Genomic DNA, 26,406 nt, shown 5'->3' with positions numbered 1-26,406 from the left:
CCGCCGCCGGACTCGCCGCGACCCGACGTACCGCCTTCGGCAGTCCTCGAATCGTCACCGGAGGGCCTGCGCCGCCGACGACGCCGCCGTGCGGGCTGTTCGCCGGTGTCATCGCCGGTGGTGTCCTCGGTGTTCTCGGTCGAGGTCACCTCGGCGGCGACGGTGTTCGCCGCGGCCTCCTGATCCGCACCCGAACGACGCCGACGCCGCCTGCGACGCGGTTGTCCGCCTTCTTCGGCTTCGCCTTCGGCACCTGTCTCCGCGCGGCTCTCGGTGCCGCGGTTATCGACACCGGTGGTGTCGGTACCGGTGCTCTCCACGCCGTCCATCGGCTCACCGGCGCGGGTACGCCTGCGATTGCGTTTACGCGGCGCGCGTGCGGGCCGCTCGACGACTTCGGCCTCCTCCTCGCGGACCACCGGCTTCGCCTTGCGGACGTGGCCGGTCGTGCCCTCGGGGATGCCGAGATCGCTGAGCAGGTGCGGGGAACGCGAATACGTTTCGACCGGTTCCGGGATGCCGAGGCCGAGCGCCTTGTCGATACCGGCCCAGCGGTTCAGCTCGTCCCAGTCGATCAGGGTGATCGCGACACCGGTGCGTCCGGCGCGACCGGTCCGCCCGATCCGGTGGACGTAGGTCTTCTCGTCCTCGGGGCACTGGTAGTTGACGACGTGGGTGACATCGTCGATATCGATGCCGCGCGCCGCCACATCGGTGGCGACGAGTACGTCGATCACACCCTTGCGGAATTTGTTCAGCGCCTTCTCGCGGGCGATCTGACCGAGGTCGCCGTGCACGGCGCCCACCGCGAACCCGCGGTCGGCCAGTTCGTCGGCGACCTTCTGCGCGGTGCGCTTGGTCCTGGTGAAGATCATCGTCGCGCCACGGCCCTCGGCCTGGAGCACCTTGGCGATCAATTCGTGCTTGTCGAGCGCGTGCGCCCGGTAGACGAACTGCGTGGTGCGGTCGTGGATGGCGGAGTCGTGCGGTTCCTCGGCCCTGATATGCGTCGGCCGGGTCAGGAAGGTGCGGGCCAGGGTGATGATCGGGCCCGGCATCGTGGCCGAGAACAGCATGGTCTGACGCTTGTCGGGGACCATGCTGAGAATGCGCTCGATATCGGGCAGGAAGCCCAGATCCAGCATCTCGTCGGCTTCGTCCAGGACCAGCACGCCGACCTTGCCCAGGATCAGGTGATTCTGGTTGGCGAGGTCCAGTAGTCGTCCCGGCGTTCCGACCACGACGTCGACGCCGGCGCGCAGCGCGGCGATCTGGGACTCGTAGGGACGCCCACCGTAGATCGAGGCCACCTTCAGCGGCCCTTGGTGATTGGTAAGGTATTTGCTCGCGTTCTCCAGGTCGGAGGTGACCTGAATGCACAGTTCGCGAGTGGGGACGATGACGAGTGCGCGAGGTGTGCCGTCCAGCGGAGTGGTTCCGGTATCGGCGGTCGCGATGCGGTGCAAAAGCGGCACGCCGAATCCGAAAGTCTTACCCATTCCGGTGCGGGCCTGACCGATGAGATCTTCGCCGGCCAACGCCAGCGGCAAGGTCAGTTCTTGAATCGCGAAAGTGCGTTCGATACCGATCTCGCCGAGTGCGCGAACGATTTCGTCGCGAACTCCCAATTCTGCGAATTTCGGTGCGGTGTGTGTGTCATCCAGTTCGGCGGTCAACAGGGTGTCGGTGAGACCGGGTTCCTGTTCGACAGTGATCTTGCTCAGGTTCGTGCCTTCCTCGTAATCGCGTCACGCGCGCACGAGGCGTGGGGCGGACCGGTCGGTCCACGACAACCACGTATCCGCCTGTGATACTCACCCGGGCCACTGCCGGACGTCACCAGGGTGCCGTGGATACGGCAGCGACCCGGGACATCGGCGCGGCGCAACGGTGATGCGGATCTGGTGCGCGCACATTTTCCTGACACCGAGAAATTCCGGCTCCGAACCTGGTCCAAGGCCTTCACGACCCATCCGCTGGACGCGGTAAAGGTACTGATCCGGCAGCTCCGGTCGAGCGAAATTTCTCGTTGTCCGTAGTGATTGTAGCGTGATATTGTGCACCGCTCGAATTGCCGCCGCGGTATTTTCCGGACAAATCGGCGTCTTCTCGCCATCGGGTCAGCGATGTCCGGTGCGAGACATGGCAATTCATGTCGCGGTGACGAATCCGGACAACCCGAGAATCGCACCGGGACGGGACTTGCCTGTAACCGTCGGTACCGGGATGTGAGAGATTCTTGGTGTGAGTCTCGCAGACACCGTCACCCTCGCCGCCCGCAATGCCTGGGCGCTCACCTTCGGCCCCGGCGTCCGGGACCACGATCCCGCCCCGTCGACGGTGCTGTGGGATGAACCACACCGGCGGTTGAGCCGCTTCGACGGTGCCGAATCCGATTCCGCCACAATGACATCCGCCGTGCTGTTGGTTCCGCCGCTCGCCGCGCCCGCACTCTGCTTCGACCTGCGCGCCGACCAGAGCGTCGCGCGATTCCTGCTGGAGACCGGTCGATCGCCGTACCTCGTCGACTACGGCGAGATCGCCTTCGCGGACCGGCGGATGGGATTCGAGCACTGGATCGACGACATCCTGCCCGAGGCGATCCTACGCGCATCGGCCGATCGCGGCGGCGCGCCCGTCGACCTGATCGGTTGGTCCCTCGGCGGCACACTGTCGCTGCTCACCGCAGCCGCGCACCCGCACCTGCCCATCCGCTCGATCACCGCGATCGGCTCACCGCTGGACTACGACAGGATGCCGGGGGTGCCCCAACTGCGCGCGGTGGCCGAACGCACTCGGGGCGACCTCGTCGCGTCGACCGCGGTCCGGCTCGCGGGCGGCGTGCCCGCTCCGCTCACCCGTATCGCCTACCGGGCCACCGCGTGGGATCGCGAACTGCGCCGACCATGGTTCGTCGCGCGCAATATCGCCAGAACCGAAACCCTGGCCAGAATGGAATCGGTGGACCGATTCATGGCCGCGATGCCCGGCTACCCCGGCCGCTTCTACGGACAGTTGTGGGGCCGGATGTTCCTGAACAACGACATCGGCCGCGGTGTCGTGCGACTGGGGGAGCGGCGGATCGCGCTCGCCGAGGTGACGGCGCACGTCCTGTTGGTCGGGGCCCCGACGACGTCATCACCCCGGCCGCCGCCGTCGAGGCGGGCGCGGCGAATCTGACCGGCGCGGCCTCGGTGCGCTACGAGACCGCCACCGGCGGCCATCTCGGCATCCTCACCGGCGACACGGCCCGCGACACGACGTGGGCAGCCATCGACAAATTCCTCGCCGAACTGCGGTAGTCCGGCGACGCGGAACCGAGAAAGTTCGGGTTGGCAAGGCCGGGTTCGGAATCCAGGACTACCCTTCGCATACATGGGACAACAGATATCCGCCGGACTGGGAGTTTCGCCGATCGATTCCGAAATTCTCGCGGCGGACCATCCCGGCGTGACCGATTTGTTCGCGGTACTCGCCTACGGCGAGATCTCCGCCTTCTATCGGTTGGCGGAGGAAGCGAAACTGTCCCCGACGCTGCGCGGCAAGGTCGCGGTCGCCAAGATGGCCGCCGCCGAAATGGGGCATTTCGCGTCGCTGGAAGCCGCGCTGGCCGCCGTCGGCGCCGATATCTTCGACGCGATGGCACCGTTCGTCCACGCGCTCGACGCCTATCACGCGTCCACCGACCCGTCGACGTGGCTGGAATCGATGGTGAAGTTCTACGTCGGTGACGGTATCGCCGCCGATTTCTACACCGAGATCGCCGGTGCGCTCAGCCCCGAGGTGGCCGCCGTCGTCCGTGACGTGCTGGCCGAGACCAGCCACTCCGAATTCGTGGTGGAGGAGGTGCGCCGGGCGGTGGAGACCAGTCGCTCCGAGCGCGACCGGCTCACGCTGTGGGGTCGCCGCCTGCTCGGTGAGGCGATCACCCAGGCGCAATACGTGATGGCCCAGCGCGACGAACTCACCGACCTGGTCCTCACCGCGACGGGCGATCTCAACGGCATCGCCGAACTCTTCGAGCGTATGCAGACCAGTCACGCCGAGCGCATGGCGGTACTCGGCCTCTGACACGCGCCCTTGCGGGGAGCGAATAGCGCTGTGCCCCCGCGCTATTCGTTGACGGCGCGCGGTTCGACCAGGCGCAGGCCCGGCGCCTGCGCCGCGGTCTTGTCCGTCAGCCAGATCATCACACTCTGGTCCCGGTCGGAGTCGAGTGTCTCGAACGGCACGTCGACGGCGCCGTGCACCGGATGATCGAAGGCGAGCACACCGGAACGATCGTCGCCGAGCCGATGTGGCTTCCAACGCTCGGCGAATTCCGGACTGCGCTGGAGCGCCGCGATCATCTCGCGCAGGGTGTCGTCGGCGGGCCAGCGGACTTTGGCCCGATTCAGGGCGGCGACGAAATGATCCGCGGCCGCCGACCAGTCGCGCAGCACGCGTTGCGCGGCCGGATGCATGAAGATGTACCAGGCCAGATTCGGCCGGTCGGCCTCGTCGAACAGGCCGAGCGGCGCGGCGAAATCGGCCCAGGCGGGATTCCAGCCGAGCACATCGAAACGTCGCCCGACCACGAGGGCTGGCGTCGGTTGCAGGGCCCGCAGAATCGTCCGCATCGAGTCGGCGAGTTGTTCGTCGGGCGATTCCGAACCGGGACAACGGTATTCGTTGCCGGAGGTGAGCGCGAGCATGGTGAAGTGGTCGCGCTGCGCACCGGCGAGCAGCAGGGCGTCGGCGAGGGCGTCGACCACCGACATCGACGGGTTGGTATCGCGGCCCTGCTCGAGCCGGGCCAGGTAGTCGGCGCTGACGCCCGCCCGCACGGCCACTTCCTCGCGGCGCAATCCCGGGGTCCTGCGCCGCCCGCCCGCGGGCATGCCGATATCGGCGGGTCGCAATTCGGCGCGCCGGGCGACCAGGAATTCCGCGAATCCGTTTCGGGCCATATCTCCATCCTGCCCTGTCCTGGGATCCGGAGCCGCGCCCTGCGAGGGCCAGGATAACGGCGGTCTGGTTATCCGATGATCGGCGAGTGATCGTCGATGGCATGACCAGTACCTCGGAATCCACCACCGCGTCCGCCACCCGACCCCTCGCGGTCGGGGCGTGGGCCCTCGATACGAATCATTCCTCGGTCGCCTTCACCATTCGCCACCTCGGCATCTCCAAGGTGCGCGGCGGCTTCACCCGCTTCGAGACCGAATTCGTGGTCGACGAGTCCGGTGCGGCCACCATCGGCGCGACGATCCACCTCGACTCCTTCGACACCGGAAACCCCGACCGCGACAATCACATCCGCGCCGCCGACTTCCTCGACGTCGCCAACCGTCCGACGCTCACCTTCCGCGCCACCGAACCCGTGCTGGTCGCCGAGACCTTCGTGGTCGAGGGCGAGGCGACGCTCGGCGGCATCACCAAACCGGTCACGCTCGAGGTCGAGTGGGGCGGGGTCCAGGATGTGCCCGCGGCCGGGGAACGGCACGCCGGATTCTCGGCGACCGGCACCATCAAGCGCACCGATTTCGGTGTCGGCGTCCCGCTGCCCGGCATGCTCGGCGACGCCGTGAAGGTCGAACTCGAGATCCAGTTGGTCGAGCCGAAGTAGCGCCGCCCACGCTGTTCGCTGACAGCGCAGGCAGCCGTCCGACACGGCGTCCCCGCCCTGCACTAGCCTTGGATTCGACAGCACAGGACTCTAGGTTCGGAGGTTGGCCGTGGAGGTCAAGATCGGTATATCGGATAGCCCGCGGGAGCTCGTGATCAACAGCTCGCAGACCCCGGACGAGGTCGAAGCGCTGGTATCCGGTGCGCTGACCGGCGACACGGGCGTCGTGTCGCTGACCGACGAGAAGGGTCGCAAGTTCCTGATCCAGGCTTCCAAGGTCGCCTACGTGGAAATCGGCACGCCTGCCGCGGGCCGCGTCGGCTTCGCCGCCGTCTAGCCTTCGCCGCCGAGCGCGGATACGAACAGAGCCCCTGTGCTCGACCGACTCGGTCGAGCACAGGGGCTCTGTTCATCTGTTCCTAAGAGCCGAGGGTGCGCGGCGCGCCGCCGTCGAGCGGATGCAGCGGCACATGCGACAGACCGCCCCACGCGAGCGCGACGGTGGTGTCGACCGCGTCGTCCTTGGGGATCGGGCGGTCGGCCTCCAGCCAGTAGCGGGCGGTGAACTGGCTCGCGCCAACCAAGCCGACGGCGAGGATGCGCGCCCGGTAGGGGTCCAGGCCGGAATCGTGGGCCACGACATCGAAGACCGCGTCGACACAGGCTTCGGTCGCCTGCTCGACCCGGCGCTGCACCTGCGGCTCGCTGGTCAGGTCCGACTCGAAGACCAGGCGAAAGCCCTGCATCTCGTTGTCGACGAAGTCGAAGTACGCGGCGACGGCCGCGCGGACACGCTGCCTGTTATCGGTGGTCGAACGCAATGCCTGGCGTACGCTCGACACCAGCATGTCGACGTAGTTCTGGAGGACAGCCAGGTACAGTTCGAGTTTGCTGGTGAAGTGCTGGTACAGCACGGGCTTGCTCACACCGGCGCACTGGGAGATCTCGTCCATTCCCGCGGCGTGATAACCGCGTAGGACAAACACCTCGCTGGCCGCATGGAGAAGCTGTTGGCGTCGTTCGTCACGCGGCAGACGAGTGCCGCGCTTGGTCGGCGCCATGGCCTCGGACGACGTTTTACGCGACGTCGGCCGGTCCACGAGGTCAGTCATTTCGGCTCTCCCAGTCGATTCCCCGGCAAATAGGGATTGTGCACCGGGTATCCCATGAACGATACCCGGTTGTGGCATACATGCGGTTCGGGGATACGCATGTAGTCCCCACGGTGAGATATATCGCAGCGAACCCCTGTGGTGTGTCATGTTCGCCGTTCCGGCTCCGCGGCACTCGTGGCGTTGCGATACCGCCGACTGTGAGAGTCTGGTGTGCGTGACCCATCGTGTCGACCGCCCCGGGCACTCGTCTTCCATACCCTATCCAGGCCCCGCGACAGGTGCGATACCCGGCGCTGCTTCGGCCGGACGGCCTCGGTGGGCCGCCGGGCCGACGGAACCGTGATGTCGGAATCCATGGCCAGGTCCGACGCGCGGTCCGGTTCGACGAGGGGGCGGGCGCGTTCGGACCCGTCGGCCGACGGTGACGGGCCGACCCCGGAGCATTCCCGTGCGGAGGACGACAACGTCGGCACCGCGGTCGAGGTCAGCGACCCGTTCGGACTCCATGCCTCGGCCGATCGCACACACCAACCGCTGCGGGCCCGCTGGGATCCGACCGCACCCGACGAGGCGCGAGCCCGGTCACCGCGCCCGGAACGCGGAGTCAAGAAACAGAGCGCGCTCGGGCGCTTCATCTCCACCTATGGCTGGCGCGCGTACGCCCTGCCCGTGCTCTTCGTCGTCACCGTGCTGGTCGTCGTCGACGCGGTGAACGGCGGTCCCGAGGTCATCGGCGCGGGCGGGAATCCCGGATTCGGCAGGCTCAGCCCGCGCGCCGCCTCGGCGGGCATCATCGGCGCACCGCCGGGTGACGGCCAGTTCCCCGGCGATCTCCCCACCGGCGCGCTCCCCGAGGGCGGCCCGTTCACCGAGATCGGCGCGGGCACCTGGCACGTGGTGCCCGGCGCCGCCGCCGAATTCGGGGCGGGCGCGGAACTGCATCTGAGCTACACCGTCGAGATCGAGGACGGTATCGACACCTCCGGACTCGGCGGTGACATCGCGGTGGCGAGGATGGTGGACAGCACCCTGTCCAACCCGAAGAGTTGGTCGCACGACCGCAAATTCGCCTTCCGCCGGATCGACCAGGGCGAACCTGATTTCCGCATCTCCCTGACCTCGCGTGAGTCCACCCGCAAGGCCTGCGGATTCGATATCCCGATCGACTCCTCCTGCTACAACGCCGACCTGCGGCGCGTGGTGCTCTCGGAAGTCCGCTGGGTCCGCGGCGCGCTCGCCTTCGAGGGCGATATCGGGTCCTACCGGCAGTATCAGATCAACCACGAGGTCGGCCACGCCATCGGCTACCACCAGCATCAGCCCTGTGAGACCGACGGGGGACTCGCACCGGTGATGATGCAGCAGACCTTCGGAACCAAGAACAACGACATCGCCGCCCTCGACCCCGACGGCGTCGTCCCCATGGACGGCAAGCGTTGCCGCTTCAACCCCTGGCCCTATCCCCGCGGTTAGCCGTCCCGTGGGGTGCGTACGCGCGCCGGGGGCGGGTACGCGACCATAGAACGGGAAGAACGGCCCGCTCGCCGGTGTTGCACGGGTGGTCAACGCCGTGATGTCAAAAGCCGTGATCGGCCAATTCGATTCGAGGAGTCCTGGACGTGTCATCATCGAAGTCCCTGCCGCCGCTCGTCGAGCCGGCCGCGGAGCTGACTACCGACGAGATCGCGCGCTACAGTCGCCACCTGATCATCCCCGATCTGGGTGTCGACGGGCAGAAGCGCCTGAAGAACGCCAAGGTGCTGGTGATCGGCGCGGGCGGTCTCGGCTCGCCCGCCCTGCTGTATCTCGCCGCGGCCGGTGTCGGCACGCTCGGCATCGTCGAATTCGACGAGGTCGACGCCTCCAACCTGCAACGTCAGATCATCCACGGCGAGTCCGACATCGGTCGCCCCAAGGCCGACAGTGCCCGCGACTCGATCCACGAGATCAACTCCGGGATCACCGTCAACCTGCACAAGATCCGGCTCGAGCCCGAGAACGCGATCGAGTTGTTCCGCGACTACGACCTGATCGTCGACGGCACCGACAACTTCGCCACCCGGTATCTCGTCAACGACGCGGCGGTGCTGGCCGGTAAGCCGTACGTGTGGGGTTCCATCTACCGCTTCGAGGGCCAGGTCTCGGTCTTCTGGGAAGACGCACCCGACGACCGCGGCATCAACTACCGCGACCTCTACCCCGAGGCCCCGCCGCCCGGCATGGTCCCGTCCTGCGCCGAAGGCGGCGTGCTCGGCGTGCTGTGCGCGTCCATCGGTTCGGTCATGGTCACCGAGGCGATCAAACTCCTCACCGGTATCGGCGACCCGCTGCTCGGTCGACTGATGGTCTACGACGCACTCGACATGAGCTACCGCACCATCAAACTGCGCCGCGATCCCGAACGTGTGCCGATCACCGAATTGATCGACTACGAGGCGTTCTGCGGCGTGGTCTCCGACGAGGGTGTCGCGGCGGCGGCCGGGTCGACCATCACCGCGCGCGAACTCAAGGAACTGCTGGACGCGGGCAAGGATATCGAGCTCATCGACGTCCGAGAGCCGGTCGAATGGGACATCGTGCACATCGAGGGCGCGAAACTGATCCCCAAGGACCGCATCCTCTCCGGCGAGGTCCTGGCCGAGTTGCCGCAGAACCGCCCCATCGTGCTGCACTGCAAGACCGGTATCCGCTCGGCCGAGGTCCTGGCCGCCTTGAAGAAGGCCGGTTTCTCCGACGCCACCCACGTCCAGGGCGGCATCGTCGCGTGGGCGAAACAGATCGACACCTCGCTTCCCGTCTACTGATCACACCGCGCATCGGGTTCCATGCCCGGTGCGCGGTATACGAATTCGACACCGGACCGCGACCCCGATCGGCGGTGTGGCAGTGTTCCGGGCCGCCGTGACCGGCGGTACGGTACGGCCGTGACTTCTGTGGAACCCCCCGAGCACGTGCGCGCGACGTTCGGTCTGCGCGAAGTGACCCCGGTGTCCCTGGGAGACTGGGACGGCGGCTGGCGCTGCGGTGACGTGGTGCTCAGCCCCGTCGCCGACCACGCGCGCGCGGCGTGGTCGGCGAAGATCCGCGAGACGCTCGAGGTCGACGGCGTGCGCCTGGCCCGCCCCGTACGCGCCACCGACGGACGCTACGTCGTCTCCGGCTGGCGCGCCGACACCCACCTGGAAGGCTTCCCCGAACCCCGCCACGACGAGGTCGTCTCGGTATCGCTGCGCCTGCACCAGGCCACCGCGGAACTGGAACGTCCTCGGTTTCTCGTACAGCCGCCCGTCGCGCCGTGGATGGACGTCGACGTCTTCGTCGCCGCCGACCGCGCCGCCTGGGAAGCCGTGCCGCTGCGGACCCTGCGCGCAGGCGGCAGCCCACCGCCGACGAGTGCCGACGGCGTCCGCAGCATGGAACTGATCGGTCAGCTGGCGACTCTGCGCAAATCCGTCAGGACACCCCCGCAACTGGTGCACGGCGATCTCTTCGGCACCGTCCTGTTCTCAGGACCGGGAACCCCCGGTCTCTCGGACCTGACACCGTACTGGCGCCCACCCCAATGGGCCGCAGGCGTCATCGTCGTCGACGCCCTCGCTTGGGGTGGCGCCGACGACGGACTTATGGAGAGGTGGTCGGATCTGCCAGAATGGCCTCAAATGCTCTTGCGCGCAGTCATATTCCGGCTCGCGGTGCATGCGATCCATCCGAGGTCGACCCCGCAGGCTTTTTCCGGGCTGGCGCGGACGGCCGATATGGTGCGGCTGACGTTGTGAGCCCGATGGCTGTGAGATAGTTTTCTCGCAGCTTGGACGCCGCGGCAGGCAAGGCAGACGGCTGATTTGCGGCGACGGCGACACGGGGTGGAGGGCGGCGGCAGATGAGAATTCAGCCTCGGCAACAGATTCTGGACATTTGGAGCGCGCTGCTCGCCGCGTGCTACCGGGACGGGACCTGGAACTGGGACATCGGCGAAACACTCGAGTCGATCGATGCGGTGCACACCTTCGAACTCGATGACGTGTTCCAACCGCCCACGGTGTCCGATTTCTCCGAACCCGAGCGTCGGCCCGAAACCGTAGAGCAGACAACCGATCCCAACTCGGTCAGTGATTCCGAGCAGCTGCACTGTCTGCTGTTCCCGGCCACGGAGATAGACAGTTTCGCACTCGATCGCGAGGATCTCATCGAATCCGATGTGCGCGCGGTGTTGTCGGTCGTCGGCGGCGCGCCTCGGATCGGTTCGTTCGTCATCGCCCGGCTCGAGGAATACATCGAACGTAACACGAGACCCGACGGTGAGCCGGACTTCGCGTCGGGCAGACGACTGCGGTCCACGGACCATCGTGATCTGACCGCCGAACAGCGTCAGATCGAGGTCGTCGACGCCTACTCGATGTCGCTGAGCGTCTGTGTCGCCGGAATGAGATTCCTTCGCGTATACGAAGGTTCGTTGCGCGGCAAGGCCCACCGGGAGTTCATCGACCGGATCGACCGGTTGTCGGACAGGCTCAGCACCCGGCTCACCGCCGCGATGACCGGGCTCGTGCGCAGCTTCGTCGTGAATACGATGTCACCGAAATCGCCTGCGGGGCAGGTACTGCTGAGCATGCTCAACCAGGACGGCAGACTGGAGGACACAGTCCTGCGGGAAGTGCGTGAGTCGCTGGAGCGGGTCAGGGCGAGGCTGCGCAACGACATCACACTCGGCCAGACCCCCGACACTCAACTCGACGACGAGGGCCTGCTGTTCGAGTGCGGGTGGACCTGGGGGATCGCCAAGGACGCGGCCTCGGTCGGATTCATCGATTCCGCCATCGCGAGACAGCCCGGGATCGCCGACACCCGCCCCTATCTGTACTTCACCATCATCGCGCTCGACGGCATCAACGATCTCATCTCCCAGCGCACGCGCGAACTCGACCTGTTGAGCGAGGATCAGTACCGGCTCGCCGAGTCGTTGCGCATCCGCTGGGATCTGACACAGCGTTATTGGTCGACCGTCGCCCGCTTCGGACCCGTCGGGTGGCCGCTGGAGGATATTCCGTGGCGCACCACAGACGGTGACGAGTCCGACTATTACAGCCTCATCGTCTCCGCGGTACTCATCCAGGATCTGGTCAACCGCACGGCTTCCGACGACGATCTGACAAGGGCCGTGGCAATCTTCGACGAACTGGCGCGACGCGGGCGAATCGTGCGGCGACCGACCAGGGATGATCCGGCGGTGCACCTGCACATGCCGGGTGTGCAATTGTCACTGGTCGGCACCGAAGAAGTCGGCGGCGGACCTCGGCTGCAATGGCAGGTCTCGGATTTCGCTCCGGTGCTGCTCAAGCGAACGCTTCAGGCGGCAAGGCTGTCCGGCAATATCGAAGCGCGTGACAAGCTCATGCAGCTGGCCGAGACGACGATGGATCATATCGATCGACGCATGCTGCGGGTCGGGCCCGCTGCGGGTCTGTGGGACGACCCGGGGGCGGTGTTCGGCGGCGACTCGCAGCGACAGCCGGAGTTCAAACCGTCCTGGTACATGACCGAACGGATGATCGAGAGTCTCGTCACCGCCGACCGCACTTTTCGTGAGGTGCCGCTGCGCGCCGCTTCGATGGTCGTGCGCGCGGTCGACCTGCTCAATGAGGCGGACCACCTGTTCAATCAGGTCATGCTCGGGGTGAGTGTGAATGACAGTTCGGATAACCGGCGCATGCTAGACGAAGTCGAGGAGTATCTCACCCAGGCCAGGCGGCTGATCGACGAACAACCAGGTACCTCGTTCAGTCTCGCGTCGGTGGCCCTGTTCGAATTGAACAAGCTGACCTATGCCCGTCGCGACGCGACCCGGGGGGCCTGATCCGATGATCGTGTTCGCCACCTCCGACAAGGGCGGCACCGGGCGATCGGTGACCAGCTGCAATATCGCGTACCGCCTGTGTCTGTCCGGCCAGAGCGTTGTGTACGCCGATTTCGATTTCGGCTCACCCACCGCGGGAGCCCTTTTCGAGATCAGCTCGGTGAGCCGCGGTGTCACGGGGGAGACGGGACTGCATTCTTACTTGCTCGGGCGCAACGGTACGACGACGCGACTCGATGTCTACGCCTCGACCGATCGGGCGGCGCTGCGTCGCCAGCGACACCGCTCAGGGAAGCTGATGCTCATCCCCGGTGACGCGGGCGGCGGGGAATTCCTCGACGCCAACGATCCGAAGATCGTAGAACGCTGCGCGGGACTGCTGCTCGGACTCGAGCAGCGGTACACCAATTGCATCGTAGACCTGAGCGCGGGGCGTTCGATGGCGATGGATCTGGTGCTGCGTGCGACCGTACTGCCGCATTTCCGGGCGACGCGGGTGTGCTGGTTGGTGTTCCACCGGTGGACTCGTCAGCACATCCTCGCGGCCAACGGACTGGTCCACGGTGCGCGTGGACTGCTGGACAACGGGGCTGCCTACGGGCACAATCCGGATACTCTGCTGGAGAGCGTGCGCTTCGTGCGGACCGCAGTGCCGCAGGTCGACACCCACACCGGGGCTGTCGGCGGTCCGCAGGCCGCGTGGGTGCAGGAGCAAGACGCGGCGTTGAGCACACTGGCGTCGGATAATCTGCTCGGTGAGAGCAAGGTACTCGGATCGACACCCGTCGAGCCGATACTGCAATGGCGGGAACAAGTGATTCTCGACGCCGATGTCACCGCCGAAGTAGCCAATCCGGCCACCGTCACCGCCTTCAGTGGACTCGCCGCCCGCCTCATCGATGAAGCGACATGGGAGTCCGTGGAGACGCCGGAAGCCTCCTGAAACGTCGCCAGAAGGGTCTGGATTCCAGTGGACAGTTTCGCGGGCTACAGCGAGGCGACCGAACGTGTTCGGGTCTCCGAGGTGCCGCTGTCTCACGTCTCGATCGAGGCGGGGCATTTCTACATGGACGACTTCGGCAACGGTGATGAACGCCTTCGCGCGCAGTTCCAGCGGATCGGTCCGCTGGTACAGGCTTTCACGGCGGCCGCCCGGGCGGAATTCGGTCCGCAGGCGCGGGTCAGCACCTGCTTTCTGATCGATGACTATTTCCGCCACGACACCGACCCGACCGAGGTCATCAACCGGCTACTCGGCATCGCAGACGAATACGGCGTCGTGATCGACTATCTGGCGCGTGAGGCGGGCTGCTGGGAGGTGCCCGCGACGATCGAGGGTGCGGACGCTATCGGCCTCGCCGAGATAGTGGCGGCGCGTATCGTGGCCGAACCGCCGCGCGAATTCACCGGGCGGCGTCCCCCCGTGACCGAATCGGGCTGGCTGTGCAACGGGCGTCGTTCGTCGGAAGACGAACCGTCGGAGGCCATGCGATTCGAGCCCTACCGCCCGTCGGAGGAACTCGCGGCGCGCGAACACTCGATCTTCCTCGACGTGCAGATATGGAGTCGCCGTACCGTCAGGGTCAACGGACGCAATGAAATCCACACAAAATGGTCATGCCCCTTCCTGGCGTCGATTTGGCAGCTGCTGCGGCTCGGAATGCTGCGCTACGAGGGCAGGCCGGTGGTCGAACCACGCCTGTGGACCTCACGGTCGTTTCCCGCGAAATGGTGGGAGATGCCCGCCGTCATCCAGTTGAACCCTTCCGCGAAACCGTTCGCCGCCTACCGTTCGCTGTCGCTGCTGCCGCAGCGATATCTCGGTGTCGAGCATGCGGTGCGGATCATCCTCGAGCACATCGATCTCGATGCCGAGGTGATAGACCAGATCGTCGCCCGGGCGGGGCGCGAGGAAATCACCCTGCCACGCACCGTTACCAAGCGGCTGTCCCATCTGCTGCTGGAGGGGTCCTGACATGGCTGGGGGCAGCACCTCGGCGCCGCTGGTCGTGCTGGGGGAGGTGCGCACCTGCCTTGTCCCCGATTCCTCGACCCTGAGCCGCGGTGCTGTCGAGGAGCTGTTGGCCTTGGTCCCGGGGCGGCGGGTGACATCACGGCAGCGTCCGATCGCTTGGGCGAGTTCGCCAACGACCGCGGTCGGTGTCGATTGTCGCCTGGCGACCGTTTCACGTAGTGCGGGACGGGCAGTGGGAACGGTCGGGGTCAACGCGGTCGTGGTCGGCGGGCGAGTCCTTTCGAGTTCGGCCAAGACCACGGTGACAGACGCGGAGATGGGTCGGCGCAATGTGTGGTCGCACTACCTCGAGCGGGTCGGCGTCATCGAGTTGCTCAGCCGCAGTCGCGCGGGCATCGACACGGCGGCCGATCTGGCCGAGGGCTTTCTGATGCCGGACGAACCGCAGGCGGATACCCTCGACCTCGAGTCGATCAGTGATCGACTGTTGATGACCGTGCGGATGAACGCCACGCTGAATCAGAAGTCGCCCATTCCTACCGATACCACCCGGCTGCGGTGGGCGGCGCGAATCGCGAACGTCAGCAGTCCGGCGGTGGTGTTCCGTGTGCAGGACGAGACGGTGCGCACCGCGCTGATCACCGTTCGCGACCAGGCTGAACTCGCGGCCGTGCACCGCCTCTGCGAGGATCTGGCACTGCACGACTGGCTGTTGACGGTCATCGACGCCGAGGTCGAGCGAGCCGACTTGTTCCGGTCCGCGAGTCCGGAGTCGGTGAGTGTCCTCGCGCCGCTACTGGAACACCTCGTCTGTCTGTGGATGCCCGGCGCGCATGTTCCCGTCGGCCTACAGCCTGCGTGGGATCAGCTACAGGCCGATCCCGGATTCACCGATCAGTGGAATGCCCGGGTCGGCCAGCTCCGAGACCGGATGACCGTCGCGACCCTGGCGGCGCTGCACCGGACCGGTGTGCGCAGTACCGAATGGTAGCCGCTCACAGGCGGAACCACAGTCGGACGAGCAGGGCGAAAAAGACCGAGGTCGAGACGATCCCGATGTAGGACTCGATCGTGAGCAGCACCTGACCCGGGCGATGCACCTCGGGGAGATCGCCGGTGCCGATCGGGTTGAGGAAGTTGATCAGGCTCATATGCAACGCGGTCGTGAGAGATATATCGGAGCTCGCCCGCAGACCGAAGGTGAACAGCACGAGCAGCAGGGCTATCCACAGCAGTAGTCGGAATGGTCGATAGCCATAGCCGCACAATAGATCCGCGGCCCAGCCAGGCAGCCGCCGTGGGCCCGGCGGATGCGCTCGGCGCCTGACGCGGGCGATCGCGAGTCCGCAGCGGTCCTGCTCTTCTACATCTCCGTGCTGACCGTGCAAACTCGACGCACCGCGGAATGCGAGGATCGCGTGCGCGGTTAGTCCGGATGCCACCAGTGCGGCGCCGATGCATTCGTAGTGTGCCGCGAGTTGTGCGCTCTGGATGCGGCTGAGCCGCAGCGGGCCTCGTGTCTCAACCTCGGCCGCCAGTAGTGCGGTAAGCAGCATCGTCGTCGGATCGGTAGCGGCGTCGCGCGCCTCGGGGGTGTCGTGGGCGGTGTAGATGTGCCGGAAGACCAAGCTGTCGCCACGTCGTCGGGTGGACGGTGGCTCGTAGTGGGTGAGGACATCCTCTACACGGTGATTGAGCGAATCCAGTAGAGCCTGTTCGGTCGCGGTGTCATGGCCCCGCACCGGACTACCGAGCCGACTCGCCACCTCCTGCGCGTAGGCCGTGCCGTTCCGATCGATACGGGTGGTCATGGATCGGACGAAATCGGAGAGCTGCCAGTGCCGTTCGTACTCGATCATGTTCATCCCCCCGGACGTCACCACGTTGTGGCGTGTGATGTCCACGATAGCAGTGGGATTCGGCTATCGATCAGGCCGACGAGTGGTCTTGATCCTGTGGCCATCGGCCGCGCGGGGGAACCATGCGGGAGGGGCGTTCGACGCGCTCGACAATGTTCAGCACGGCTCGCGCGCGCCGAAACAGCGATATCGGAGCATCGGCGACTAGTCCGTCCTGCTCGTAGCGATCGACCGGCCGGATTGTGATGCCCGGTCGAACCCGCGGTGAGAATGGCGCGTCCGACGGGGTTACGGATGCGCGACCGGCGTTTGTCGAGTCGATCGAACGTGCGACGATATGGATGACGCGCCCGCGCGACCCGGAGTCGGCGAAACGTTCGACCGCGGGGTAAGGTCGCGTGCGAACCGGCGTATCGTTTTTTCCTCGCATGGCGATTACCAAGGTGAATCCGTTCGGTATTGACAAGTTTATAGTGCGCTCGGACCGACCTATACGACGACAGAGGGGCTTATAGACAATGCTCGAGCAGATCCGTACTGACGGTTTCGCTCGTGTCCGATTGAAAACGGACGAAACAGACTGTCTGGTGCGGTTGTACGAACGAGCGCTTCGCTTCTTCGCGGTCGGCCCCGAGCGCAACAGTCGATACAGCACCGAGCGATTGACCAACGGCTATCGCCCGCCGGGCACGGCCTACAACAATGGCGACCCGGTCAACGAATTCGACGTGAACGACTCGTTCTTGTACTGGAATCCGGAATGTGGGAGGCGGCTCCCGTACCACGAGGAAATAGCGGCGTTCCTCGCCGCGCTCGAGGGATATCGCGTCGCTGTCACTCGTCCAGTGATCGGTCGGCTCCTCGAAGAGTTGGCTCATCATTACCACTATCGGCACGACCTGTCATTCGAGGAAGCGTCGGTCCTGCAGGTCAACTCGTACGACCAGCCGACTTCTCGGGTGCTCGGTCAGACGCCGCATGAGGACGGCGTACTGGCGACCGTCATATGGGCAAGCGCCGCGGGACTGGAATCCGTGGACGGCAACGTCACGAAGCAGCTCGACATCGGACCGGACGAGGTCGCGATCATGCCGGGTAGCATTCTGACGGTGATGACGGGCGATGAGATCAAGCCGCTCTATCATCAGGTCAGGAATCACGATCCGGCGATCAGTCTGCATCGTAAATCCATCATGTACTTCAGCTGCCCAGATATCGACAAGGGCTTTATCGAGCCTTATGTTGTGAACGATACGAACAGTGACGTCGATATCCGCGACGCCATCCGTTCGGCGACGGACGCCTACGGGCTCGCGGCGGACTTCGTTACCGACCACTGACGGTGGCGGTTGCAGGGTCAGACGGCCTGCACCGCCACCTCCCACAGTCGCTGGAATTCCATCTGCCGAGTGGCCACCGAGTCCAGGGCGAACACCACGGTGGTCTGCGTCAGCAGCGGTGCCATCGATCCCGAGAAACGCGTCGATGAGGTCATCTCGTAGCTCAAGCAGCCATCGAACAGCACTATGCTGGCGAGCCTTCGGCGCAGTGTCGGCGGCGCGTCCTCGGGTATCAACACCCTGGCATCGATACCCATCGAATTGTGATCGGCGATCTGCTGTATGACGGCCCGGTCCGATATCTGATCTCGATCGTCCACCACGAAAAGGCGACGCACCTGGACATTGCGTTCGGCAATGATCTGTCGCTGAATCTCCAGATACCGAATGCCGAATTCGGACATCCAGAAATCGCTGCCATCGAGAATTACCGGACTCACGGCGTCGATCCGATCTTGCGCCGCCGCGGCCAAGGCCAGCAACATGTGCCGGTCCTCGCCGGGGTAGACGATCTCTCCCGTCATCGGACCGGCCGAGCACTGGATGGCTCGGTTGACGTACTCGATCACCAATGCGTGCGCGAGCAAAGGGGCGCTGTCGTCGATCTTGGCGACCGACTCCGCCAGCCCGACCACCAATTCGTCCAGGGCGGATAAGGTCTGTCTGCCGGATACCAGCCGGGTGGCGCGGGCCAGACTTTCCGTGACCTCCGCAGTAGCGACACGGTTCGCGGAGTTTTCTTGCTGCACAATCGAATTCAATCTCGCGATGGACTCGAGCACCTCGTGACGGAATTGCGCCTGTTCATTCTTGAAGCCGATGATCTCGGCCGCCGCGAACGACAAACCACCGAAAACGACTACGGTGGTCACGGTTTCCGCGGTCTTGGCATCACCGACGATGCTGGTCACCAGACCGGCTACTCCGAAGGCAAGGCTCACGGCGATCTTCTTGACAGACGTATTGATGGCACGCGGTCGTGGCATCCACCACCCCCCAGGTCACGGCTCCGTCACAGCCACAAAGGCACTCGGAGAAATGCGGCTTTCATTCCATTGTGCGCCTCGTCTGCCGAACATCGGCTTGTCGGTAGGTGGCGTGGTCTGCCACAGGGCACGTTTCAACGAAGGCGGCGATCGCGGAGACCGTCGGAGTCGGCGGCTCACGATCCGTCCAGCAGCAGATGCGAGAGCCGGTCGCCGATTGAGCGCGGCACGTTCATCGGAACCGGTTCGGCCAGTGCGCCCGCGATGATTTCGTCGTTCACGTGCCCGTACGGAGAGAGATGGTCGAGGACGAGTCGGACAGCGTGTTCGATGCCGACATACTGTTTGGGCAGGATCGAGAGGGTTCGGTATGCCGGGAAGGGTGTCGCGTCGGGATTGATCTGTACCACGGGTGGCAACTCGTCCCAGGTCGGCGGTGTCGGCTCGGTGTACCACGGCTGCGGGTCGGTTACGGGTGCGCCGTCGTAGCGCAGCAGGCCGAGTCGCAATAGATGCCACACGGTGGTGAGGAATGCGCACGACCAGCGGGTTTCGGTGCCCTCCGCTGTATTTCGGTTACTCCATAACTGGACATCGAGGAACAGCGAATGCTCGTGACGCCCGTACTCGTCGGTCGGTGTGCGGTATTCGTCCTGTGCTGCTTCGTGTTCGGTGGCTCGCTTACTGTTGCACAGCCAACCCGACTGTCCGGTCGGTGGGCGTCGGCCGGCATCGGGCGGTGACGGCTCGGTCACGATGCGGGCGGCCACCATCTCGGCGACGGGAATCGGGTCGCCGGTCGGCACGCTGTGCGCGAATCGGGTTGCTCGAGCGCAGCTGGAGAGACGCGCGAAATAGTCGATGGTCGAACCGATTTCGGCGGCAGCCGAGCGAAGGTCGTCCAAGATGTCCACGGGTGCGATATCCGGCTCGAAGTAGTCGTCGATCAGATAGCAGGTGCTTATTCGGGCGGCGGGACCGTATCGGACTCGCGCGGATTCGGTGAAGGCGCGCATCAGTGGCGCGATACGTCGCAGGTCCGCCCGGACGCTCGCCATATTGCCTCTGACATCGGCGAGCGAGAAATGGCCGACCTCGATCGACAAGTGTGACATGGGGATTCGGTCGGCACTCGAGTGGTCGGAGGGATCGACCACTCCTGATGTATCTGGCATCTGCGGTCTCATTCCGCGTTGGTCCTCGCCCCCGTGCTCGGCGGTCGACGCCGAGACCTGTATTACAGTGTGCCTGGCCGATCCGGTAGCCGTCCACAATCGGTGGGTGCGACGCCAACACTGTTCGGCTATGGGGCCGAACCAGAACTGCGCTTGATCCAGCGCGGATCATCCGGTGTCGCGCCGCCCCACTGCTTCGGCTCGTGATCGAATCGACGTTCCAGAACCTGGCGAGGTTCGTCGGCGCCGAAATAGTGATCCTCCTCCGAGATCCAGGTGAAGCCGACGTCTTTGTACAGGTTACGGGCGGTGGCATGTCCGGGACGGACAGTGAGGCGGACGCGTTCGGCATGTGCGATCCGGCAGTGCTCGACCGCTCGCTCCAGCAGTGTCCGCCCGATGCCGCGGCGACGATAAGCGGGTGTGACGCCGAGGCTCATCACCCAGCCGCGCCGCCGGTAGTCGAGCCCGACCAGCGCGTAGCCGCAGATGACGTCATCGACCTCGGCCACGACCCAATGCACGCCGTGCAGATCGAACAGTTGCCGCAACCCGGAATACGAGTAGGCCATCTCGGCGAACAGTTCGCATTCCAGGGCGGCTATCTCTATCAGGTCGTCCAGTCGCACGTGTCGCAGCATTCGAACTCCCGCCCCGCTGTCTACGATGTCCAACGCTCGCCCCCGATCGAACCGTCGTGTGTCGCTTTTCAGCGTAGAGGCATGCGGCGAGCTCGGGACGGGGTTCTTCCCACATCTCTCAGTGCTCCAAATTAGCTGCACACCAGTCTCTTCCGGTGAGTCGCCCCAGACTCTCCCTCATACGCACCCCCAGCTACCGCTATGCAATCTACTACTCGGTCTCCCGCGGATCTCCGGGTGGCTTTTCGAGATCGCGGGGGATGCTGCCCACAGCGCACCCTGAGGTCGAAATCCACTCGTGCGCGACCATCCGGGCCGGGCCGATGTCGGAGCTGGGGTGGACGGCGCACGGATTTCGATGGCGTGCCCGGGGAGTGGATTCGGCCGGTACGCCGAACGCCGCCCGGGGTGGACCGGGCGGCGTTCGGCGATGGGGGGTGGTGGGGATTACACGTTCGCGTAGGCCAGGGAAGAGATGCGGCCGGTGGCGAAGCTGGAGCGGAGGTAGAAGAACCAGGTGACGGCGCCCATTACCAGGAAGGCTGCGGCGTAGGCCCAGAAGGCCGGGGTCATGCTGCCGAAGTTGATGTTGGACAGGCGAAGTGCCTGCTGGAGGACGTAGCCGCCGGAGGCGCCGATCGCTCCGATGACGCCGATTGCGGCGCCTGCCTGCCTGCGGGCCGAAGCGGTGGCTTCGGAGATGTCCATGCCGTGTTCGGAGGCGTATTTCTTGGCTTCCGCGCTGAAGATGGACGGGATCATGCGGTAGGTGGAGCCGTTGCCGATGCCGGTGAGGATGAACAGCAGCAGGAACGCGGCCAGGTAGAGCGGGAAGCTCTTCATCTCCAGGGCCGCCATGATGAGCACGACCGCCACCGACATGCCGCCGAAGACGAACACGGTCATCTTGGCGCCACCGACTTTGTCGGAGACCCAGCCGCCGAACGGACGGCTGAAGGAGCCGACGAGGGCGCCCAGGAAGGCCAGGTTGCCGAGGGTGGTGATCCAGCCGATCTTGGCCAGGTCGGGGAAGTTGGCCTTGATCAGGGTGGGGAAGGCGAAGGAGAAGCCGATGAAGGATCCGAAGGTGCCGATGTAGAGGAAGGACATGATCCAGGTGTGGCGGTTGGTCAGCGCCAGTTTGTAGGACTTGCCATCGGATTTGGCGGTGCCGATGCTGTCCATGTAGCGCAGGGCGCCGAAGGTGGCGACGAGGATGAACGGGATCCAGACCAGGACCGACAGGGTGATGCCGAAGCGGTAGCCCGCGGCGTCCTTGGCCATGATGTGGGTGCCGAGGGTGATCAGCAGCGGCAGCACCAACTGGGTCTGCGCGACGCCGAGATTTCCGCCCGCGGCGTTGATGCCGAGGGCCGCGCCCTTTTTACCTTCGGGGAAGAAGAAGGAGATATTGGCCATCGACGACGAGAAGTTGCCGCCACCGACACCGGCCAGCGCCGCCAGCACCATGAATACCCACATCGGGGTTTCGGGCTGGTTGACGAAATAGGCCAATCCGATTGTCGGAATCAGCAGCATCGCCGCGCTGAACGCGGTGAACGCTCGTCCGCCGAATTTCGGGATGGCGAAGGTGTACGGAATTCGCAGCGCCGCGCCGACCAGGGTCGGGGTCGATGTCAGCAGCAGCGCGTTGCTCACCGCGGTCGGGTTGCCCTTGCCGAGACCGGCCAGGAAGTCGAATCCGGCCAGGCCCATGCTGGTGACGACGGTGCCCCAGATGACCCAGATGCTGAATCCGAGGTTCTCGGCGAATACCGAGAAGATCAAATTCTTGCGCGCGGTCTTCTTACCGCCCGCTTCCCAGAATTCGGTGTTGTCCGGTTCCCATTTATCGAGCCAGCGTCCGCGAGTCCGATGCTCGAACGCCTGCGTTTCCGACTGTTGTCCGGTGGTAGCTACTGTGGCAGTCATCGGCTCCCTCTCGATTGCCTCGCTACGGTCGAGACAAACGTAGAAGTTGGTTGTTGCGCGCTGATGGCCTTCCGTTGCGTTCCCGGCAAATTCGACTCACACGGTCGAATTGCGTTCGGTGACCTGTTGGTTACGTCGATTTATGATGCGCGACCGGTCGGTCCTAGCGCGGCTCGGGGTACTCGGCGATGAGTGATCCGAGGAAGCATCGTGTCGCCTGCGCCGCTTGCTCGGCGTCGCCGTCTATGACAGCTTGCACCAGTTCCTGATGCTCCGCGTTGTAGGAGTCGTCGGATTTGGCGGTGCGCGAGCGGATCACCTGCTCGATGGTCGGCAGCAGCGAGTCGTAGAACTCGAGGTACACCGCGTTGTGGCTGGCGACCACGATCGCCCGGTGCAGTGCGACGTCCGCGGCGATCGCGGCGGGGTTGCCCTCGCCCCAGGTGTGACGGCCGCGTTCGTCGAGCAGGCGTTTCAGGGTGGCGATGTCGTTGTCGTCGCGGCGTCGGGCGGCCAGGGCCGCCGCGGTGGTGTCGAGTGCCTCGCGTAGTTCGAGGACGTCGCGTTCCTCCGCGTCGGCGAAGTATTTGGCGAGGGTGCCGCCGACTTCGGATATCGCGATCACATAGGTGCCCGAACCCTGGCGGCGTTCCAGCATGCCCGCGTGGACGAGGGCCTGGACGGCTTCGCGTACGGTGTTCCGCCCCGTCCCCGTGAGCTCGGTGAGCTCCGGTTCGGTGGGGATGCGGGAGCCGATAGACCAACGGCCCGAACGTATTTCGGCACGCAGTTGCTCGGTTACCTGGGCGATGAGGCTGGTGCGCCGGACTGGTTGCACCGCATCAGAGTACCGCCCATCACAAATACGTTGCCTCCTATCATCGGGTCATCCTATGATTTGTCGGTGACAGCTACCCTCACCGACACCACGACCCGTCCGGATCAGACCTCCGTCGAGCCGCGCAGGCGCGCGCTCGCGGAGGGTCGGCTCCTGGTACTCACCGCGATCGTGATGTCGGCGCTCACCCTCCGGGTCGCCGTCACGGCGTTCAGTCCCCTTGCCGAGCGAATCGGCGACGACATCGGATATTCGACCGCGATCATCGGCGTCTTCGGCATGGTGCCGACCGCGATGTTCGCGGTCTCCGGCCTGATCGCCCCGTTCCTGGTCGGCCGGATCGGCCTGGAGCGCACCGCGCTGACCGCCATGGTGCTGGCCGGACTCGGCATGCTTATCCGCGCCCTCGTCGGCGGCACCGGCGAACTGTTGGTGTTCTCCGGGCTCGCCCTCGCGGGGATGGGTATCGGCAACGTGGTGATCCCGCCGCTGGTGAAACGCTATTTCCCCGACCGTCTCGCGGTGATCAGCTCCCTGTACATCACCATGGTGCAACTGGGCACCGTCGTGCCCGCGCTGATCGCGGTGCCCGTCGCGCAGGCGCACGGCTGGCGGATCTCGCTGGGATTGTGGGCCGTGCTCGGTTTCGCCGCCGCGCTCCCGTGGATCGGTGTGCTGCGGGTGCGGCGCGGGCGCGAGGTGGTGGACGAGACGGCACTGCCGGGCGCCGAGCCCGAGGTGCCGGGCCGGGTCTGGCGTTCGCCGCTGGCCTGGGGGATGGCCGCCATGTTCGGCATGACCTCGCTGACCACGTACGCGATCTTCGCGTGGCTGCCCCAGATCCTGGCCGAGGCGGGGGCGAGCGACGGTTTCGGCGGCACCATGGTCGGGCTGTTCGCCCTGGTCGGGCTGGTCTCGGCATTCACCGCACCGACCATCGTCGCCCGGTTCCGCAATCCTTTCCCGTTCGTGGTGCTCTTCGCCGCCTTCTTCTTCATCGCCTTCGCCGGACTGCTGATCGCGCCGATGAGCGCGACGGTGCTGTGGGTGGTGATCCTCGGACTCGGTCCGAGCACCTTCCCGATGGCGCTGACGCTGATCAACGTCCGCACCCGCACCGCGCGCGGCTCGGCCGCTCTGTCGGGGTTCACCCAGGGCATCGGTTACGCCGTGGCGTGCGCGGGGCCGCTGCTGTTCGGCACTCTGCACACCGCGACGGGCGGCTGGCTCGCGCCGTTCGCGATGCTGAGCGTCGCGGTACTGGTGCTGCTCGTCGGCGCGTGGCAGGCGTGCAGGCCGCGCGTTCTCGAGGACGGCTGGGCCTGACCGAGAAAAGAACCTCACAACTCGAGTTGCGAGGTCGTGCGGAAGCGGCCATTCTTTTCCGAAAGGGTCGTGCGCGTCACACCTCACCGCCGCTTTATTGCGAGATCGGCTCTTTGTCACCGACGGAAACCGTCGTGTCACATCGTTGAAACATAGACCCGGAACTCACTTCGGGTTTCGGGTAAACGTGAGCAACCGTTGATTCAGCGGTCATTTCGCGCAGCATTTCGGCAATACCTGTTTCCTACCGTTGGGCTAACCGATTTTGGGAGGCCCTGTTGAGCACGCTGACGCGTAACCGCAACATCGAGCACTGGGATGCCGAGGATGTCGACGCCTGGGAGGCGGGCGGTAAAGATGTCGCCAAGCGCAATCTGATCTGGTCGGTCTTCGCCGAGCACGTCGGGTTCTCGGTCTGGTCGATCTGGTCGGTGATGGTGCTGTTCATGCCGACCGACAAGTTCGGCATCGATCCGGCGGGCAAGTTCTTCCTCGTCGCGGTGCCGACGCTGGTCGGCGCGATCCTGCGCATTCCGTACACCGTCGCTACCGCGCGCTTCGGCGGACGCAACTGGACGATCTTCAGCGCCGGGCTGCTGCTGATTCCGACGCTGCTGACCCTGTACTTCATCAACCAGCCCGGGACCTCGTACACGACGTTCCTGATCGTGGCGGCGTTCGCCGGTCTCGGCGGCGGCAACTTCGCCTCGTCGATGACCAATATCAACGCCTTCTACCCGCAACGGCTCAAGGGCTGGGCGCTCGGCCTGAACGCGGGCGGCGGCAATATCGGCGTTCCGGTGATCCAGTTGATCGGCCTGCTGGTCATCGCGACCCTGGGCAACCAGTACGCCTCGCTGATCTGCGCCATCTACCTGGTGCTCGTCGCGCTGGCCGGTGTCGGCGCCGCGCTCTACATGGACAACCTGAAGAACCAGAAGGCCGACCTGTCCTACATGATCACGGCGCTCAAGGTGCCGCAGTCGTGGGCGATCGCGTTCCTCTACATCGGCACCTTCGGCTCGTTCATCGGCTACAGCTTCGCCTTCGGCCAGGTGCTCCAGATCAGCTTCAAGGCCGGTGGCGACACCGCCGCGCAGGCCGCGCTGCACGCGGCGCAGATCGCCTTCATCGGCCCGCTGCTCGGTTCGCTCGCCAGGCCCTACGGCGGCAAACTCGCCGACCGCATCGGCGGCAGCCGCGTCACCTTCTACGTCTTCGGCGCGATGATGGCCGCCGCAGTGGTCGTCGGTGTCGCCAGCACCATGGGCGACAGCAACAAGGGTGTGCCGACCGGCGGTGTGATGACCATGCTGGTCGTCGGATTCATCGCGCTGTTCGTGCTCTCCGGTGTCGGCAACGGCTCGGTCACCAAGATCATCCCGTCGGTCTTCGACGCCAAGAGCAAGAGCCTGGACGCCACTCCGGCGGCGCAGGCGGCCTGGTCGCAGAACACTTCCGGCGCGCTCATCGGCTTCGTCGGCGCGATCGGCGCGCTCGGCGGTGTCGGCATCAACCTGGTGCTGCGCTCGTCCTACTCGTCGACCGCTTCCGCAACCACCGCGTTCTGGGTCTTCATGGCCTTCTACGTCGCCTGCGCCGCGGTGACCTGGGCGGTCTTCCTGCGCAGGCCCACCTCGGGCAGCCGGTCCACCGACTCCGATGTCGTGGTCGAGGCCGAGTCGCTGGTCCTGCGGGCCGAACACGCCGACAGCGCACCGTCCACCAATTCGTCGGCTCGCGCCTGACATTCGCAC

Annotated in this window: 21 protein-coding genes and 2 pseudogenes; 14 read left to right on the top strand and 9 right to left on the bottom strand. The window is 65.5% G+C overall.

What is annotated here, in order from left to right; all coding sequences use genetic code 11:
- Positions 1-140: 140 nt before the first annotated feature.
- A pseudogene (locus OG225_RS27815) lies at positions 141-1,744 on the bottom strand (DEAD/DEAH box helicase); the annotation flags it as partial.
- A 500-nt stretch (positions 1,745-2,244) separates the two neighbouring features.
- On the opposite strand from OG225_RS27815, the pseudogene OG225_RS27810 reads away from it, so the two are divergent.
- Positions 2,245-3,302: pseudogene (locus tag OG225_RS27810) on the top strand (alpha/beta hydrolase).
- Positions 3,303-3,375: 73 nt separating this feature from the next.
- The gene (locus tag OG225_RS27805) at positions 3,376-4,071 is read left to right on the top strand and encodes a ferritin-like fold-containing protein (RefSeq protein ID WP_405177958.1); all 696 of its coding nucleotides are present in this window, start codon (positions 3,376-3,378) and stop codon (positions 4,069-4,071) included.
- Positions 4,072-4,112: 41 nt separating this feature from the next.
- Here the strand turns inward: OG225_RS27805 and OG225_RS27800 are convergent, their stop codons facing one another.
- The gene (locus OG225_RS27800) at positions 4,113-4,949 is read right to left on the bottom strand and encodes a helix-turn-helix transcriptional regulator (RefSeq protein WP_405177957.1); all 837 of its coding nucleotides are present in this window, start codon (positions 4,947-4,949) and stop codon (positions 4,113-4,115) included.
- 101 nt (positions 4,950-5,050) lie between these two features.
- Here OG225_RS27800 and OG225_RS27795 point away from each other — a divergent pair, with 101 nt between their 5' ends.
- Positions 5,051-5,608, top strand: a complete 558-nt coding sequence (locus tag OG225_RS27795; protein ID WP_405177956.1) for a YceI family protein — start codon at positions 5,051-5,053, stop codon at positions 5,606-5,608.
- Between the two features lie 109 nt (positions 5,609-5,717).
- Entirely contained in the window at positions 5,718-5,945 is a 228-nt protein-coding gene (locus OG225_RS27790; RefSeq protein ID WP_216908056.1) for a DUF3107 domain-containing protein, read from the top strand.
- Positions 5,946-6,027: 82 nt separating this feature from the next.
- Here the strand turns inward: OG225_RS27790 and OG225_RS27785 are convergent, their stop codons facing one another.
- The gene (locus OG225_RS27785) at positions 6,028-6,720 is read right to left on the bottom strand and encodes a TetR/AcrR family transcriptional regulator (RefSeq protein ID WP_109528364.1); all 693 of its coding nucleotides are present in this window, start codon (positions 6,718-6,720) and stop codon (positions 6,028-6,030) included.
- A 345-nt stretch (positions 6,721-7,065) separates the two neighbouring features.
- On the opposite strand from OG225_RS27785, the gene OG225_RS27780 reads away from it, so the two are divergent.
- The 7 genes from OG225_RS27780 to OG225_RS27750 all read left to right on the top strand — a co-directional run bounded on the left by OG225_RS27780 (position 7,066) and on the right by OG225_RS27750 (position 15,543).
- A complete protein-coding gene (locus OG225_RS27780; protein WP_405177955.1) occupies positions 7,066-8,196 on the top strand; it encodes a DUF3152 domain-containing protein in 1,131 nt (376 codons plus the stop codon).
- Positions 8,197-8,342: 146 nt separating this feature from the next.
- Positions 8,343-9,527, top strand: coding sequence for an adenylyltransferase/sulfurtransferase MoeZ (gene moeZ / locus OG225_RS27775; RefSeq protein ID WP_109528363.1), 1,185 nt, complete (start codon positions 8,343-8,345; stop codon positions 9,525-9,527).
- Positions 9,528-9,647: 120 nt separating this feature from the next.
- Positions 9,648-10,499: a TIGR02569 family protein gene (locus OG225_RS27770; protein ID WP_405177954.1), complete on the top strand. Its 852-nt coding sequence runs from the start codon at positions 9,648-9,650 to the stop codon at positions 10,497-10,499.
- Between the two features lie 104 nt (positions 10,500-10,603).
- Positions 10,604-12,577 (top strand): SCO2524 family protein, encoded by a 1,974-nt coding sequence (locus OG225_RS27765; protein WP_405177953.1) that lies wholly within the window; start codon positions 10,604-10,606, stop codon positions 12,575-12,577.
- 4 nt (positions 12,578-12,581) lie between these two features.
- The gene (locus tag OG225_RS27760) at positions 12,582-13,520 is read left to right on the top strand and encodes an SCO2523 family variant P-loop protein (RefSeq protein WP_405177952.1); all 939 of its coding nucleotides are present in this window, start codon (positions 12,582-12,584) and stop codon (positions 13,518-13,520) included.
- Between the two features lie 27 nt (positions 13,521-13,547).
- Positions 13,548-14,552 carry an SCO2522 family protein gene (locus tag OG225_RS27755; protein ID WP_405177951.1) on the top strand — a complete coding sequence of 335 codons (1,005 nt, stop codon included), beginning with the start codon at positions 13,548-13,550 and terminating at the stop codon, positions 14,550-14,552.
- Position 14,553: 1 nt separating this feature from the next.
- Positions 14,554-15,543, top strand: coding sequence for an SCO2521 family protein (locus OG225_RS27750; RefSeq protein ID WP_405177950.1), 990 nt, complete (start codon positions 14,554-14,556; stop codon positions 15,541-15,543).
- 4 nt (positions 15,544-15,547) lie between these two features.
- Here OG225_RS27750 and OG225_RS27745 read toward each other — a convergent pair whose 3' ends face one another.
- Positions 15,548-16,456 (bottom strand): hypothetical protein, encoded by a 909-nt coding sequence (locus tag OG225_RS27745; RefSeq protein WP_405177949.1) that lies wholly within the window; start codon positions 16,454-16,456, stop codon positions 15,548-15,550.
- Between the two features lie 473 nt (positions 16,457-16,929).
- On the opposite strand from OG225_RS27745, the gene OG225_RS27740 reads away from it, so the two are divergent.
- Complete coding sequence (locus OG225_RS27740; RefSeq protein ID WP_405177948.1) at positions 16,930-17,751, top strand: 2OG-Fe(II) oxygenase family protein; 822 nt, start codon at positions 16,930-16,932, stop codon at positions 17,749-17,751.
- A 17-nt stretch (positions 17,752-17,768) separates the two neighbouring features.
- On the opposite strand, the gene OG225_RS27735 is transcribed toward OG225_RS27740, so the two are convergent.
- The 5 genes from OG225_RS27735 to OG225_RS27715 all read right to left on the bottom strand — a co-directional run bounded on the left by OG225_RS27735 (position 17,769) and on the right by OG225_RS27715 (position 23,323).
- Entirely contained in the window at positions 17,769-18,737 is a 969-nt protein-coding gene (locus OG225_RS27735) for a hypothetical protein (protein ID WP_405177947.1), read from the bottom strand.
- Between the two features lie 176 nt (positions 18,738-18,913).
- Positions 18,914-19,912: an SCO2522 family protein gene (locus OG225_RS27730; protein WP_405177946.1), complete on the bottom strand. Its 999-nt coding sequence runs from the start codon at positions 19,910-19,912 to the stop codon at positions 18,914-18,916.
- Positions 19,913-20,040: 128 nt separating this feature from the next.
- Positions 20,041-20,553, bottom strand: a complete 513-nt coding sequence (locus tag OG225_RS27725) for a GNAT family N-acetyltransferase (RefSeq protein ID WP_405177945.1) — start codon at positions 20,551-20,553, stop codon at positions 20,041-20,043.
- Positions 20,554-21,000: 447 nt separating this feature from the next.
- Entirely contained in the window at positions 21,001-22,485 is a 1,485-nt protein-coding gene (locus OG225_RS27720) for an MFS transporter (RefSeq protein ID WP_405177944.1), read from the bottom strand.
- 163 nt (positions 22,486-22,648) lie between these two features.
- Positions 22,649-23,323 (bottom strand): FadR/GntR family transcriptional regulator, encoded by a 675-nt coding sequence (locus OG225_RS27715; protein ID WP_405177943.1) that lies wholly within the window; start codon positions 23,321-23,323, stop codon positions 22,649-22,651.
- A 66-nt stretch (positions 23,324-23,389) separates the two neighbouring features.
- On the opposite strand from OG225_RS27715, the gene OG225_RS27710 reads away from it, so the two are divergent.
- Together OG225_RS27710 and OG225_RS27705 are read left to right on the top strand one after the other, a co-directional pair.
- The gene (locus OG225_RS27710; protein ID WP_405177942.1) at positions 23,390-24,649 is read left to right on the top strand and encodes an MFS transporter; all 1,260 of its coding nucleotides are present in this window, start codon (positions 23,390-23,392) and stop codon (positions 24,647-24,649) included.
- Between the two features lie 275 nt (positions 24,650-24,924).
- Positions 24,925-26,397 carry a nitrate/nitrite transporter gene (locus tag OG225_RS27705; protein ID WP_405183386.1) on the top strand — a complete coding sequence of 491 codons (1,473 nt, stop codon included), beginning with the start codon at positions 24,925-24,927 and terminating at the stop codon, positions 26,395-26,397.
- Positions 26,398-26,406: the final 9 nt, after the last annotated feature.

Origin of the sequence: Nocardia sp. NBC_01377 (genome assembly GCF_045040005.1) — a bacterium.
GTDB classification, from domain to species: Bacteria; Actinomycetota; Actinomycetes; order Mycobacteriales; family Mycobacteriaceae; genus Nocardia; species Nocardia noduli.
This window is presented reverse-complemented; position numbering and strand designations above follow the sequence as displayed.